Below are 15,371 nucleotides of genomic sequence, written 5' to 3' on the forward strand. Positions count from 1 at the left end.
TAAAGATACTTTTCGATGTACTATTAAACTAAAAAAATCGAAAAATATTTTAAACAACTACTATTTTATTACAAAAATGAACTATCAGGAAACCATAAATTGGATGTTTAATCAACTCCCGATGTACCAACTTCAGGGCGCTTCGGCCTATAAAAAAGATTTAACCAACACGCATTTACTCATAGCTCATCTTCATAATCCACAAGAAAAACTAAAGTGCATTCATGTTGCGGGAACCAACGGAAAAGGCTCGACATCACACATGTTGGCATCCATACTTCATGAGGCTGGTTATAAAGTTGGATTGTACACTTCACCACATTTAAAGGATTTCCGGGAACGCATAAAAATAAATAGTCCCGAAGTTTCGGGAGATATATCTGAAGAATTTGTCACTGATTTTATCAATGAGCACAAAAGTTTTTTTGAATCCAATGACATGAGTTTTTTCGAAATGACCGTTGGATTAGCCTTCGATTATTTTGCCAAAGAAAAAGTAGACATCGCCGTTATTGAAGTGGGAATGGGCGGAAGATTAGATGCTACCAATATCATCACTCCATTAGTTTCGGTGATTACCAATATAGGATTGGATCACACACAATTTTTAGGAAATACATTAGAAGCTGTCGCTTTCGAAAAAGCAGGAATTATCAAACCCAACATTCCTGTAATAATAGGAGAATACACTCCTGAAACCAAACCTGTTTTTTTGGCTAAAGCCAAAGAATGCAATTCGGAAATTTATTTTGCTGCTGATTTAATTTCAGAAACCTATCCTTCTGATTTAATTGGCGATTATCAAATTCATAATAAAAAGACAGTTTTACAAACCATCACTGTTTTAAAAAGTCAGAGCGAATTTAAAATCACTCCCGAAAATACAAAATTTGGTTTGTTGAACGTGGTAAAAAACACCGGACTTCAGGGAAGATGGCAACAATTGAATCAGTTTCCAAAAGTTATTTGCGACACGGCACACAATAAAAACGGACTGGAAATTGTATTAAATCAAATACAAAAAGAAGATTTTGATACTTTACATATTGTTTTGGGAGTTGTAAATGACAAAGATTTAGATGAAATCTTACCATTATTCCCTAAAAAAGCAATCTATTATTTCTGTAAACCTAATATTCCTCGCGGGCTGGATGTTCTAATTTTAAAACAAAAAGCAGCAACTTTCGAACTGAAAGGCGAAGTATATAATTCTGTTTCAGAAGCTTATAAAAGAGCAATTGAAAACGCAGCAAAATCTGATTTTATATACATTGGCGGAAGCACCTTTGTAGTAGCAGAAATTTTATAATTTTTTTGGTTTTTACTTGCAAATCTAGAAAAGTGGCGTATATTTGCACACGCAATAACGGAAACGAAAGTAACCAAATTGTTTAGGGCGATTAGCTCAGCTGGTTCAGAGCACCTCGTTTACACCGAGGGGGTCGGGGGTTCGAACCCCTCATCGCCCACAAGAAACTCCATTAGAAATAATGGAGTTTTTTTTATGTCTAATAGTTTATGGAACACATTACCTACATCCTTTTTAGCGGAATTAAAAATAGATATTATATTGGTTTCACTTCTAATTTAGAAGAACGTATTATTCGACACAATCAAAAAAGCAAAGGTTTTACCGGCAACGTAAATGATTGGAAAGTTGTTTATATCGAAAAATACGAAACAAAAGAATTAGCTCAACAAAGAGAATTACAAATCAAATCTTGGAAAAGCAGGATTAAAATTCAGGAACTAATTTCAAAAAAAGATTAGTTCAGCTGGTTCAAAGCATTCCGATTCTATCGGAAGTGGTCGGGGGTTCGAACCCCTCATCGCCCACAAGAAACTCCATTAGAAATAATGGAGTTTTTTTTATGTCTAATAGTTTATGGAACACATTACCTACATCCTTTTTAGCGGAATTAAAAATAGATATTATATTGGTTTCACTTCTAATTTAGAAGAACGTATTATTCGACACAATCAAAAAAGCAAAGGTTTTACCGGCAACGTAAATGATTGGAAAGTTGTTTATATCGAAAAACACGAAACAAAAGAATTAGCTCAACAAAGAGAATTACAAATCAAATCTTGGAAAAGCAGGATTAAAATTCAGGAACTAATTTCAAAAAAAGATTAGTTCAGCTGGTTCAGAGCATTCCGATTCTATCGGAAGTGGTCGGGGGTTCGAACCCCTCATCGCCCACAAAAAACTCCATTAGAAATAATGGAGTTTTTTTTATGTCTAATAGTTTATGGAACACATTACCTACATCCTTTTTAGCGGAATTAAAAATAGATATTATATTGGTTTCACTTCTAATTTAGAAGAACGTATTATTCGACACAATCAAAAAAGCAAAGGTTTTACCGGCAACGTAAATGATTGGAAAGTTGTTTATATCGAAAAACACGAAACAAAAGAATTAGCTCAACAAAGAGAATTACAAATCAAATCTTGGAAAAGCAGGATTAAAATTCAGAAACTAATTTCAAAAAAAGATTGGTTGAACTAGCTCAGAGCATTCCGATTCTATCGGAAGTGGTCGGGGGTTCGAACCCCTCATCGCCCACAAAAAACTCCATTAGAAATAATGGAGTTTTTTTATGTCAAATATTTTCCCCTCCTGTAATAGGATCAAGCTCAAAAGTTGGAGGTCATACAAAAAGATTAGATAACCTCAACAAAAAAATAGCAATACACAAAAAACTCCATTATTTCTAATGGAGTTTTTTATGTTTCTTTTTCAGATTACCAACCCTGCGTCAATCCGTTCTTAACGACTTCTTCGTATTTTTCTTTATCGAAACTATATAAATTTGGAGCTTTGTGCGCTACATTACTCTTCTTCTCGTCCAACTTTGTCAAGATTCCGATTGCCATAATCTTTCGCAGAAAATTTCTACGGTCGAGTTTTCGTCCCAATATGGTTTCATATAATTTTTGTAATTCCGGAATAGTAAATTTTTCGGGAAGTAAATTATATCCTACCGGCATCAAATTCAATTCCATGCGAAGGGTTTCCAATGCTGTGTCCAGAATTTGTCTGTGATCCAAAATCAATTCCGGTACCGCATTATGGTCAATCCACTCCACAATTTCATTTTTGCCTTCAGGCTGCGGAACCGTTTGTAAAAAATCGACTAAGGCATAATACCCAACCGTTACAAAACGACTAGCATACCATTTTCCTTCGTCTAAAGGGATTCCGTAAAAATCCAGAACAGCATTACTAACATCAACACTACACCTTCTAGCAGCTCCGAAGGTAGAAAACTGCCTCAGAAAAATTCCTTTCAATCCTGTTCTGCCATGTAACACAGTTACAGCAGCCTCATCAATATCTTCATTTACAGGTACAAAACCGCCAGGCAAAGCCCATTTATCACTGTACTTTGTTTTTATCAATAACACTTTGAGTTGATTGTCATGAAATCCGAAAATCACACAATCTATTGATAAACCCGGCTGATATTCTTCCTTGTTATCTAAAATGGTTTTTAACATGTGATTTATTCTAGTAATTAATATACCCTTTGAAAGACGCAATTTAGTTTATTTTTTTTAAGAAAATAAAAGTGCGTCCAATTTTGAAAACTCGTCATTCTTGCTGTTTGGTTTAAACCAAAAAAATATTTCGGCAAAGAAACAAATCCAATCAACAAGAAAACATATTTACACAAAAAAATAGTAAAAAAAAATCATTTACAAAAAAAATTGTGAAATTTTATAGTGAATGCATTGTGAATCAAAAAAAGATGTACATTGCGTCAAAATAACACATAAGATTATTATTTAAAATAGTTACCAAAAAACAACCAAATTAAAGACTATGAAAAAAATCATTTTACTACTTATTGGACTTGTATTGTCTTCACAATCGTATGCCCAAGCAGTAGATTATCGCGCTAAGGCAAAAAAATTAGTTTCTCAAATGACCTTAGAAGAAAAAGCTTCTTTGTGTTCCGGTGAAACAGCTTGGTCCACAAAAGCCATAACCAGACTAGGAATTCCTTCTATTTTTATGACTGACGGTCCACATGGTTTACGTAAAGCGGAAGGTTTTGACTTTACCAACAGCGTTCCTTCTACGTGTTTCCCAACAGCATCTGCACTTGCTTCCTCATGGAATCCTGCTTTGGCACAAAAAATGGGAGAAGCTTTAGGAATCGAATCTCAAGCTAACGATGTTCAAATATTATTAGGACCAGGAGTAAATATGAAGCGTTCCCCTCTTGGTGGAAGAAACTTCGAATATTTTTCTGAAGATCCAGTTCTAGCCGGAAAAATTGCCATCGGTTTTATAAATGGAGTTCAAAGTCAAGGTGTGGGAACTTCCATGAAGCACTTTGCAGCAAACAGTCAGGAAGCTGAACGTATGTCTAATAGTTCTAATGTTGACGAACGTACCTTGAACGAAATCTATTTTCCAGCCTTTGAAATGGCCGTAAAAGAAGCACAACCTTGGACGGTAATGTGTTCATACAATAAACTTAATGGAACATACGCTTCTGAAAACTCCTATTTATTGAATCAAATGCTAAAAGAAAAATGGGGCTTACAAGGTTTTGTAGTTTCTGATTGGGGCGCAGTAAACGAAAGAGCTCTAGGAGTTGGTGCCGGATTGCATTTAGAAATGCCTGCAAGCGGAGGTTTCAATGATAAAAAAATTGTTGAAGCGGTAAAAAAAGGAACTTTGGCGGAAGCCAGATTGGATGAAATTGTAACTGATTTACTTGCCATTACTCTAAAAGCAAAAGACAGCCACAAAAAGGGAATCGTTGTGGACAAAGTAAAACACAATGAATTAGCCAGACAAGTAAGTGGCGAATGTATTGTTTTATTGAAAAACGACAATGCGATTTTACCACTAAAATCAGCTTTAAAAAAGATAGCTATTGTTGGTGATTTTGCAAAAAATCCTCGTTATCAAGGAGCAGGAAGCTCACAAGTGAGACCTACACAAATTGTAAATGCACTGAATGAATTACAAAAAATGGCAAAAGGAACTCAATTTTCCTTTTCAACAGGGTATAATACTGCCGGAGAAACAGATGATGCTAAAATTGCTGAAGCAGTTCAAAATGCAAAAAATTCAGAATTAGTGATTGTTTTTGCTGGTTTACCGGACAGTTATGAATCAGAAGGTTTTGACAGAAACAACATGGACTTGCCTGCAGGTCACAACAAATTGATTTCAGAAGTAGCAAAAATTAACAAAAACATTGTAGTGGTATTGATGAATGGCGCTGCTGTTTCTATGCCATGGAAAAACGACGTTGCTGCAATTGTCGAAGCGTATCTTGGTGGTCAAGCCGGTGGCGGTGCTATTGCTGACGTGTTGACTGGAAAAGTAAACCCTTCCGGAAAATTATCTGAAACCTTTCCTGCACGCTTGGAAGACACTCCAACTGCAATGGATTTTCCATCAAAAGATGGAAATGCAAATTATGGTGAAGGGATTTTTATTGGATACCGTTATTATGACAAAAAGAAAATCGAACCTAACTTTCCTTTCGGTTATGGTTTGAGTTACACCTCTTTTTCGTATTCTGATATTAAAGCCAATACTACATCAGCTAAAGATTCTGATGCAATCACCATATCAGTAAAAGTAAAAAACACAGGTAAAATTGCAGGTAAAGAAGTTGTTCAACTTTATGTTCATGAACAAGAAAGCGAAGTGGCAAGACCTGAAAACGAACTGAAACATTTTGAAAAAGTAACATTGCTAGCCGGAGAAGAAAAAACAGTTACATTTCAATTGACTTCACGTGACTTTGCTTATTTTAATTCAAAATCTCATGATTGGGCAATAAAATCAGGAAAATTTGACATCCTTATTGGAAGTTCCTCTCGTGATTTGCCTTTAAAACAAACCATCACTATTGAATCTACAAAAGCTGCAAAAATAGTGCTGACACGTGAATCATTATTTAAGGAATTCAAAAAATCTCCAAACAGTCAAGCGATATACGAACAACTGGTTCAAAGTTTCACTGGTGCCAATAAAAAACCAGAAACGGAAGATGAGAAAAAAGCAGCTTCATTTTTAGAAGCAATGTTAGCCGATATGCCAATCAATAAATTTCTTTTATTATCAGGAGGAAAATTCACAGAAGAAAATCTGGATGGTATTTTGAAGGCTGTCAACCAAAATTAAAAATTGTTATTAATTGTTGTTAAAAAAGTATTGAAAAAGAATTTAATTGGATATCGTCTATAGAGCACATCTAATTAAATTCCCTCTCATCAAGTCTATTTCCCTAATTAAATACCATAACTACAAGTTCGTTAGGCAATAGATGTAGAGTCAATACTTTTTTTATTTTAGAACTCAATCGACAGTATTCTTAGAAATACTGTCGATTGAGTTTTTTAATAAAATCAAAAATGCCATCAAAATAAATCGTGATGGCATTTTTTTGGTTGAATTGTTTCTTAACTAATCCATAAATCCCAGGGTTCGCTCTAACGCCATTCCTCGAGACCCTTTAATTAAAATAGTACTATTATCGAATTTAATTTCAGACAAATCATCTGAAAAACTTTCAAAAGTATCGTAAAACCAAAAATTATCCTTTTCAATTTTACTTTCATAAAATGCAGACCCAACAAAATAACACTTTACATTTTTATCTTTTGACAACATAGTAACTATTGACTTATGTTCTTGCTCACTTTCCGCTCCCAACTCAAACATGTCTCCCAAAATCATTGCCTTATTTGAACTCTCTAACTGCAGAAAATTCTCAATAGCTACAGCCATGCTGCTCGGGTTTGCATTATAGGCGTCCAGAATAATTTGGTTAGTTCCTTTTGTCAATAACTGCGACCTGTTATTCTCAGGGACATAGCCTTCTAAAGCTTCTTTTATTGCTATACCATCAATTTTAAAATACTTTCCTATAGTTAGCGCAGCATTGATGTTATTGGCATTGTACAAGCCTATTAAATGCGTTGAAATAGTTATATCAGAATAGTTTATTGCCACAAATGGATTTGCTTTGACTGAGATAATATTTACATCCGCGTTTGTTTTATTTATGCCAAAAGAATATGCCTTTAACGACATTGACTTTTCAACTTGAATAGGATCTTCCAGATTTATAAAAGCAAGTTTATCATTTACAGAAAGGTACTGATACATTTCGCTTTTTCCTTCAATCACACCTTCAACACCACCAAAACCTTCTAAATGTGCTTTCCCAAAATTAGTGATGTAGCCATAATCCGGTTTTGCTAATTCACATAGAAATTCAATTTCTTTTTTGTGGTTCGCCCCCATTTCAACAATTCCAATTTCTGTTTCTGAATTAAATGAAAGTAATGTCAACGGAACGCCAATGTGGTTATTAAGATTTCCAACGGTAGCTTTGGTATTGAATTTTTTAGAAAGAACGACATGAATCAGTTCTTTGGTTGTTGTTTTACCATTACTTCCCGTAAGGGCTATTATAGGTAATTTCAAATATTCACGATGGAATTTAGCCAGATTTTGCAAGGCGATTAAACTGTCATCAACCAAGATGGTTCTTTGATCAATAAAATAAGATTCATCATCAATTATAACATAAGAAGCACCTTTATCCAATGCTTCTTTAGCAAATGTATTCGCATCAAAACGCTCCCCTTTTATAGCGACAAATAAGGAATTCAACTCAATTTTCCGGGTATCTATCGATACCGATTTACACTTTAAATACAAACTATGAATGTAACTAATATCCATTTGAAACGATTTAAAAAAATAAAAGCCCTAATCAAAGGGCTTTTATTTTTATTTTATAAAAATTTAATTTCTAGCTGATTTTTTCTTATCGGCTTTAGGACCTACTCTAGACATTGCACATCTAAAACCGATGTAATCTGTAGCCATATCTTGTGGAAAATACCTTCTTTGTGCAGGATCTAACCAATAAGCTCTATCTCTCCAAGAACCACCTTTATAAACTCTAACTTCGTCATTTATTAAAGTTGTTCTCTTGCTTGACTTATCATATTTTCTAACCATTTTACCTAAACTATCTGTAGTAACATTATGTTTAGGAGAGTTATACATGATTTTCTCATCTTTTAGTTTTTCGGTGTCAGATTCAGAAGATCCAAAGTTATAATATCTTGTAGATTGCTTATCACCATCTCTGTAATTAGTATTATCACTTTTGTCGAAATTCTGTCTCAAATACGTTTCTTTTTCATCAACAGGAACTTGAGCAATTTGACCCGGGAATTTTCTGGCAACTATTCTACCGTTACTTAAAGTATCAAATTTCATATTCTCTTTAGTAACAATTTCAACCTTACCGTCTGCCCCTATTTTATTTTTAGTGTATTGATTTCCTCTAAAATAATTGAAGTCATTCGCTTCATTGTCGATTATAGGTCTGTAAACATCTTGTACCCATTCAGCAACATTTCCAGCCATATCATACAATCCAAAATCATTTGCAGGGTATTTTTTAACTTCATTGGTAATATCTGCACCATCATCAGACCAACCTGCAATTCCACCGTAATCTCCATTACCTTGTTTGAAATTGGCTAACTGATCTCCTTTACTTTGTCTTTTACCTGAACGAGTATAACCTCCTGACCAAGGGTATTTTTTCTGACCTTTATAAATATTGTATTCTCTTTGTCCTACATCGGCAGCAGCTGCATATTCCCATTCTGCTTCAGTTGGTAGTCTGTATTCAGGAAGAAGTATTCCAGAAGAGCGTTGTGCATAAACATTTTTAGGCTCAATAACTTTACCGTCTTTTCCAGCTTTAGGAGCTTTTTTACCTCCATTTTTTCCTTTTAATACAATTTCTTCATTTCCTCCGTATGCCAAAGTAGGTGAATTCAAATACGTTTCTGTATCAAAATTACTGTCAGCCGTTACATCTAAAGTCTTTGCATTCTTTTTAAGATATCCGTTTTTTTCCAAAAGCGCTTCATTTACACGTTGCGTTCTCCAGTTACTGAATTCAACTGCTTGAATCCAATTTACTCCAACAACAGGATATTCTGCATAAGAGGGATGTCTTAAATAATTATTGGTCATCGTTTCATTGTAACCCAATCTATTTCTCCAAACTAACGTATCAGGTGAGGCTCCTTCGTATATGTTTTTATAATTTTCTTCAGTGGGTGGGTAAACACTTTTCAACCAATCTAAGTAATCTAAATACATAGAGTTTGTAACTTCAGTCTCATCCATATAAAAAGACTGAACGTGCTGTTGTGTTGGCGTATTATTCCAATCATGCATAACATCATCCTCCACTTTTCCCATAGTAAATGTACCACCTTCCACAAAAACCAAACCTGGCCCTGCTTGTTGTTTTTTACTTGAACCTGCTTTTTTGCTGTCCATATTCCAACCGGTTGCTCTTGAGGTGTTTTTGGAGCTGGACTTTTTACTGCAACTGGAAAAACCAATTACTAACAGGATTGATATCAACAATCGTAAGCCCATAATTTTGTTTGCTTTCATACTCTTTAGTAGGTAATAATAGTAGGTAATAATTTAAGTGCCGCAATATAATAATTAACCATTAATCAACATCATACTTTTAAATAATTTTCGCCGATGTAATTTTAACAATAAATTATATATCAAAACGCAAATTTATAATATTTATTATTTAAATCACACGAAATGGTTTATTTTTACTGATAAATAATAACTCACTATTAATCACGTTAAAAAAACGATGAGAAAAATACTTTTGGCTTATTTATGCCTGATTCCTTTTGTTTCTTTTGCTCAAATTAAAGGTGACGCAGTCATTGAATGGACAGATAAAAAAGAAATGTCCTATGGCGATTTCAAAGTCATTATCCCTCAATTTACAGGAAATAATTTTCATTATGATGCTTCCCTAAAGGCATTGCTTTATACCTTAAAAATAAAAGAGCCAATCTCTTTTAATGAAGGGAAAGTCACAATCACAAATGTAACTTACGAAACAATCACAACTTCACAACTTGGCGATTTGGCTTCCGAAAATATTCCTAAAACAATAAATGCATCTCTAAATGTAAGCATTTCAAGAGACATCAGAGACGCTTTTATCAATCTTTCACCTATAATTAAGGACGATTTCGGTTTTAAACGCATAAAGTCTTTTTCCTATGAAGTAGACGCCAATACTACCAGAATATCACAATCCAGTAAAAGCGCAAGCACAAATAGCATCATCAATTCTGTTTTAGCAACAAGCAACTGGTATCAATTTTATGTTGAAAAATCCGGTGTATATAAAATCACTAAAACTTTTTTACAACAATTAGGGTTAGACCCAAATACATTAGACCCGCGAAAAATAAAAATTTATGGTAATGGCGGACGAATGCTTCCGCTATCAAACAGTATTTTTTATCCAAACGACTTATCCGAAAACGCAATTCAAATCAATGGAGAAGCCGACGGAATTTTCAACAACGACGATTATATACTTTTTTATGCCGAAGGAGTTGACACTTGGAACCAGGAAAGCTTGACTTTTACTAATCTGTACGACACAAAATCCTATTATTACATTACTATTCAAGGTGCCGATGGAAAAAGAATCGCTCCTATGGCTCAACCTTCCGGAAGCAGTACTTTAAACATCACTTCTTTTGACAATCAACAATACCACGAGGTAGACCTTATTAATGTAGCGCGATTGGGTCGCCAATGGTTTGGCGAATCATTTGAAGTCAAAGACGAACAGGAATTCGATTTTAATTTCCCGAATTTTGATCCTTCAACTCCTGTAAAAGTGCTATTAACAGCCGCTTCAGCTGCATTTACACCAACTACTTTGAATGTGACTGCAAATGGAACTGCAGTTGGCACCATTTCTTTTCCTGCTTTAAACAATAATTCCGGAACTGAGTTTTATTTAGGTTCTTTACCAAACAACACCAGCTTTAATGGTGCCGAAAACATAAAAATAAAATTGAAATACAATAATAATGGTGTTCCGGGTTCCAAAGGTTTTCTGGACAACATCAGGCTTATCGCCAAGCGAAAACTGCAAGGCTACGGAAAACAGTTTCATTTTCAATACGATCAATCCAATTCAAGTTTTGGGATTGTGAATTACAGCCTTTCAAACACAACAGATATTCCACAAATTTGGGATGTTACCGATATTTATAATGTAACCACAATCGAAAACTCAAATCAGAGCACAATAAATTTTAAAGCAAACTTGGGAGAACTCAGAAAATATATCGCTTTAGATGCTTCGGATTATTACACTCCTTTAAAAGATACCAAATCAAAAGTCACTAATCAAAACCTAAAAGGAACAGTATTAAAAAACGGACAAGGTCAATTTCAAGACATCGATTACGTGATTATCACACCCCATTTTTTAGCCACACAAGCTGAAAAATTAGCCACTTTTCATCGCACCCAATCCAATTTAAATGTAAAAGTAATTTCATTGGAGTCCATCTATCAAGAATTTTCTTCTGGAAAGCAAGATGTTGCAGCAATCCGAAATTGCATTAAGTACATCTATGAAAATGCTTCGGCACCGGAGAAAAGAGTAAAGTTTGTCAATCTTTTTGGAGATGCCTCTTATGATTTTAAAAATAGAATCACAAACAACACTAATGTCGTGCCCATTTACCACGCCTTAAACAGTAGCACAACGGGTGAATCCTCTTTTGCATCAGATGATTTTTTTGGATTAATGGATCCTACAGAAGGAAATGTTGTTTCGTATTTTGGAGGAATTGATATTGCTGTGGGCAGAATGCTGGTGAATGATGCCAAGCAGGCTGACGAAATGGTAAATAAAGTCATCGAATATCACGACTTGAAATCCTACGGAAGCTGGAGAAATAACTTCGCATTGGTTTCTGATGATTCAGATATAGCATCTGATGCCAGTTTACAAAACAGACAAAACAGCCTTGCAAATACAATTGCTTCCGAAAAACCATTTCTAAATGTGACTAAAATTCTTTTAGATTCTTATGTCCAAGAAGCATCCGCAGGAGGTTCCAGATATCCAAAAGCAAGAACGGACTTCTTCAATGCTTTCGAAAAAGGGGCTTTGGTGTTTAATTATTTAGGACACGGTGGCGAAGATGGTTTATCAGGCGAACGCATTTGGGAAAAATCAGATGGACAGAACTTGAGCAATCAATACAAGTATCCTTTATTTATAACCATCACTTGTGAATTTTCCCGTTTTGACAATCCTTTAAGACCAACCGCTGGAGAATACACCTATTGGAATCCTAAAGGCGGAGCAATCGCAATGATTACTACCATTCGATCCATTGGACAATTCAGTGCAGAAAATTTCAATGACGCTCTGACAAAAAATTTATTATCGTACAATTCGAACCAATATACTTCAATTGCTGAAGCGCTGCGAATTTCAAAAAACAGCAATCCAAATTCAGCCACCAATGTTGTTTTTTATATTGGCGATCCTGCATTGATGCTTGCTATTCCAAAGCCAAAAATTAGATTAACTAAAGTAAATGACATTCCGGTCACCCAAACCATTGACGACTTCAAATCATTGGCAAAAATGAAACTGACTGGAGAAGTTACAGATGAAAACAATAACTTGTTGACGAATTATAACGGAGAAGTTTCCACGACTATTTTTGACAAAACAGTTTCAAGAACAACATATAACAATGACGGTAATAGTCCGCCTATTAATTTCAATGTTTTAGGCGAAACAATATTCAGAGGAAACGCATCGGTCACTAATGGTCAGTTTGAATTTAGTTTTGTTGTACCAAGAGACATTAGAGTCCCATTAGCCAACGGAAGGATTAGTTTTTATTCCAAAAAAAATCAGTTATTACAGAACGAAACCGGATACGATTCAACAATAAAAATAGGCGGAATAAATGAAAATGCAACCGCAGACAATATTAGTCCAAGAGTTAAGTTATATATGAATGACGAGACTTTTGTTTCTGGCGGAACAACTAATGAATCCCCATTTCTTGTTGCACTGCTTGAAGATGAAAACGGAATAAATACGGCAAGCGGAATAGGTCATGATATTGTTGCTATTCTTGATGGAGATGTAAGCAATCCCTTTGTACTGAATGATTATTATCAAACAACATTAGACGATTTTACAAGTGGAACGCTCCGGTTTCCGTTGCGCAATTTAGCTCCGGGATTACACACTATAACATTCAAAGCGTGGGATGTATACAACAACCCGATAACCGCTGAGATTCAGTTTATTGTTGTAGGTAACGAAACGATAACATTGACACATGTGTTGAATTATCCAAATCCGTTCGTTAATTATACTGAGTTTTGGTTTACACACAACAGACCATTTGAACCATTGGACGTTCAAGTTCAAGTAATGACAATAACAGGAAAAGTGGTTTGGACAAAAAATCAAATTATCACAACTGAAGGATTTTTATCAAAAGAAATCACTTGGGATGGCAAAGATGATTTTGGAGATAAAATAGGGAAAGGCGTTTATGTCTACAAACTAACCGTCAAATCAAGTCTAACAAATAAGAAAACTGAAAAATTTGAAAAACTTGTTATACTTTAATAAAATACTATATTTGTTTAATAAAACTTCCTACAATAATGAAAAAAATAACATTACTTTTTATCTTTTTATTTGTAATTTCTTTCACAAAAGCACAAGATAGAGTTATAAACCCGGGGGTTCCCTTTTTATTAGTTGCAGCCGACGCTAGAGCTGCAGGTATGGCAGACGTAGGAGTTGCAACATCAGCTGATGCTTTTTCACAACAATGGAATCCGGCTAAATATGCTTTTGCAACGGACCAAAAAGGATTTTCTATAAGCTACACACCTTACCTTACCGACCTGGTTAATGATATATCATTAGGACAATTGACCTATTATCAAAAATTAAATGAAAGAAGTGCCTTTGCAGGAAGCCTTCGTTACTTTGGTTTAGGTGAAATTGAATTACGCGAAACAGGCGATCCTAACGAAACGCCTAGAATAGTTTCTCCAAACGAGTTTGCCATCGATGGTTCTTATTCCTTAAAGCTAAGCGAGAAATTCTCTATGGCTATTGCAGGAAGGTTTATCAATTCAAATCTAAAAGTGGCTTCAGATAATAACGATGCATCATCTGCAAGTACATTTGCTGTTGATGTAGCCGGTTTTTACCAATCCGAAGAAATAGCGTACAACGAATTCAACGGAAGATGGAGAGCAGGATTTAATATTCAAAATTTAGGTCCAAAAATCAGTTATGACAACGATGACTTTAACAACAACTTCATACCTGCCAATTTAAAAATAGGAACTGGTTTTGATTTTATTTTAGACGACTATAACAAGGTTGCTGTCAATGTTGAATTTAACAAACTATTAGTTCCTACACCACAAGATCCTGATTTAAATGGTGACGGAACCGTAACAACTGAAGAACGCAATCAAAACAACCAGAATTACCGTGCTATTGGGTGGACTTCCGGTGTTTTCGAATCATTTGGTGATGCTCCTGATGGATTTAGCGAGGAATTAAAAGAAGTTACTTACGCTGTAGGTGCCGAATATTTGTACCAAGATTCCTTTGCTATGCGTTTGGGATATTTTCACGAAAGTCCTCTAAAAGGAGCTCGACAATTTTTATCGCTTGGAGCAGGTTTCAAATACAATGTTGTCAAAGTAGATGTTTCTTATTTATTCTCGGCATCAAAAGTAAAAAACCCCTTAGAGAACACGCTTCGTTTTTCTCTTACCTTCAATTTTGGAGATAAATATGACGAATATTAAACATAAATAAAATCCACAAATAACAATCCAAATTTCAACACTATGAAGTTTGGATTTTTTTTCCTTAAAAAAGTATGAAAGAAATAACAATTACCACTCAATTCAAAGTATTCGATTCTATTCAAGATTTACCAAATGACATTCAGGAATTAATGACGCAAGCCGTTGAAGTCCGAAAAAATGCTTATGCTCCCTATTCAAAATTCAGAGTTGGAGTTGCAATTTTTTTAGACAACGGTAAAATTGTCTTAGGTTCAAACCAAGAAAATGCAGCTTATCCTTCGGGACTGTGCGCGGAACGTGTCGCTATTTTTTATGCAGGAGCAGTGTATCCGGAAGCCAAAATTTTAAAAATGGCAATTACAGCTGCTTCTGACTCGAATCAAACTACAGCTCCGATTCCTCCTTGCGGATCTTGTAGACAATCTATAGCCGAATACGAAATCAAACAAGAGACCCCTATCGAAATCTATTTTATGGGAGAAATTGGCGCAATTTACAAATCAGAATCCCTGAAAAACTTGCTTCCATTTATGTTCGATAAAAAATTCTTGTAAAAATTCCAAAAATTGCCTATTAAATTTTAGTTCTTACTTGGAATGTCTTATTTTTGCATTTCGCAAATTT

At 34.8% G+C, this 15,371-nt stretch carries 11 protein-coding genes and 3 tRNA genes; 11 read left to right on the forward strand and 3 right to left on the reverse strand.

All coding sequences use genetic code 11. The features are described from left to right. The first annotated feature begins 76 nt into the window (after positions 1-76). The 7 genes from QLS31_RS11710 (at position 77) to QLS31_RS11740 (ending at position 2,513) form a co-directional block, all read left to right on the forward strand. Positions 77-1,309 (forward strand): folylpolyglutamate synthase/dihydrofolate synthase family protein, encoded by a 1,233-nt coding sequence (locus tag QLS31_RS11710; protein ID WP_282744018.1) that lies wholly within the window; start codon positions 77-79, stop codon positions 1,307-1,309. Between the two features lie 85 nt (positions 1,310-1,394). Further along, positions 1,395-1,469, forward strand: a tRNA-Val gene (locus QLS31_RS11715). A 49-nt stretch (positions 1,470-1,518) separates the two neighbouring features. Continuing rightward, complete coding sequence (locus QLS31_RS11720) at positions 1,519-1,770, forward strand: GIY-YIG nuclease family protein (protein ID WP_282744019.1); 252 nt, start codon at positions 1,519-1,521, stop codon at positions 1,768-1,770. After that, positions 1,765-1,836, forward strand: a tRNA-Arg gene (locus QLS31_RS11725). Before QLS31_RS11720 ends, QLS31_RS11725 begins: the two co-directional genes overlap by 6 nt. A gap of 49 nt (positions 1,837-1,885) precedes the next feature. Continuing rightward, a complete protein-coding gene (locus tag QLS31_RS11730) occupies positions 1,886-2,137 on the forward strand; it encodes a GIY-YIG nuclease family protein (protein WP_099713525.1) in 252 nt (83 codons plus the stop codon). Continuing rightward, a tRNA-Arg gene (locus QLS31_RS11735) sits at positions 2,132-2,203 on the forward strand. The genes QLS31_RS11730 and QLS31_RS11735 overlap by 6 nt, the downstream gene beginning before the upstream one ends. Before the next feature lie 49 nt (positions 2,204-2,252). Next, positions 2,253-2,513 carry a GIY-YIG nuclease family protein gene (locus QLS31_RS11740; protein WP_282744021.1) on the forward strand — a complete coding sequence of 87 codons (261 nt, stop codon included), beginning with the start codon at positions 2,253-2,255 and terminating at the stop codon, positions 2,511-2,513. Between the two features lie 236 nt (positions 2,514-2,749). Here QLS31_RS11740 and QLS31_RS11745 read toward each other — a convergent pair whose 3' ends face one another. Next, a complete protein-coding gene (locus QLS31_RS11745) occupies positions 2,750-3,505 on the reverse strand; it encodes an NUDIX domain-containing protein (protein ID WP_121340919.1) in 756 nt (251 codons plus the stop codon). Positions 3,506-3,830: 325 nt separating this feature from the next. On the opposite strand from QLS31_RS11745, the gene QLS31_RS11750 reads away from it, so the two are divergent. Continuing rightward, on the forward strand, positions 3,831-6,161 hold the full coding sequence (locus QLS31_RS11750) for a glycoside hydrolase family 3 C-terminal domain-containing protein (protein ID WP_282744022.1): 2,331 nt from the start codon (positions 3,831-3,833) through the stop codon (positions 6,159-6,161). 282 nt (positions 6,162-6,443) lie between these two features. Here the strand turns inward: QLS31_RS11750 and murF are convergent, their stop codons facing one another. Both murF and gldJ read right to left on the reverse strand, forming a co-directional pair. Then, positions 6,444-7,730, reverse strand: a complete 1,287-nt coding sequence (murF, locus tag QLS31_RS11755) for a UDP-N-acetylmuramoyl-tripeptide--D-alanyl-D-alanine ligase (protein WP_282744023.1) — start codon at positions 7,728-7,730, stop codon at positions 6,444-6,446. Between the two features lie 63 nt (positions 7,731-7,793). Continuing rightward, positions 7,794-9,479: a gliding motility lipoprotein GldJ gene (gene gldJ / locus QLS31_RS11760; protein ID WP_282744024.1), complete on the reverse strand. Its 1,686-nt coding sequence runs from the start codon at positions 9,477-9,479 to the stop codon at positions 7,794-7,796. Between the two features lie 220 nt (positions 9,480-9,699). On the opposite strand from gldJ, the gene porU reads away from it, so the two are divergent. From porU to cdd, 3 genes are all read left to right on the forward strand, one after another. Beyond that, positions 9,700-13,536: a type IX secretion system sortase PorU gene (porU, locus tag QLS31_RS11765; protein WP_282744025.1), complete on the forward strand. Its 3,837-nt coding sequence runs from the start codon at positions 9,700-9,702 to the stop codon at positions 13,534-13,536. A gap of 38 nt (positions 13,537-13,574) precedes the next feature. Beyond that, complete coding sequence (gene porV / locus QLS31_RS11770; RefSeq protein WP_282744026.1) at positions 13,575-14,744, forward strand: type IX secretion system outer membrane channel protein PorV; 1,170 nt, start codon at positions 13,575-13,577, stop codon at positions 14,742-14,744. Between the two features lie 74 nt (positions 14,745-14,818). Then, positions 14,819-15,301 carry a cytidine deaminase gene (gene cdd / locus QLS31_RS11775; RefSeq protein WP_099713540.1) on the forward strand — a complete coding sequence of 161 codons (483 nt, stop codon included), beginning with the start codon at positions 14,819-14,821 and terminating at the stop codon, positions 15,299-15,301. The last annotated feature ends 70 nt before the right edge of the window (positions 15,302-15,371 follow it).

The organism is Flavobacterium sp. XS2P24 (genome assembly GCF_030010285.1).
Lineage (GTDB): Bacteria > Bacteroidota > Bacteroidia > Flavobacteriales > Flavobacteriaceae > Flavobacterium > Flavobacterium algoritolerans.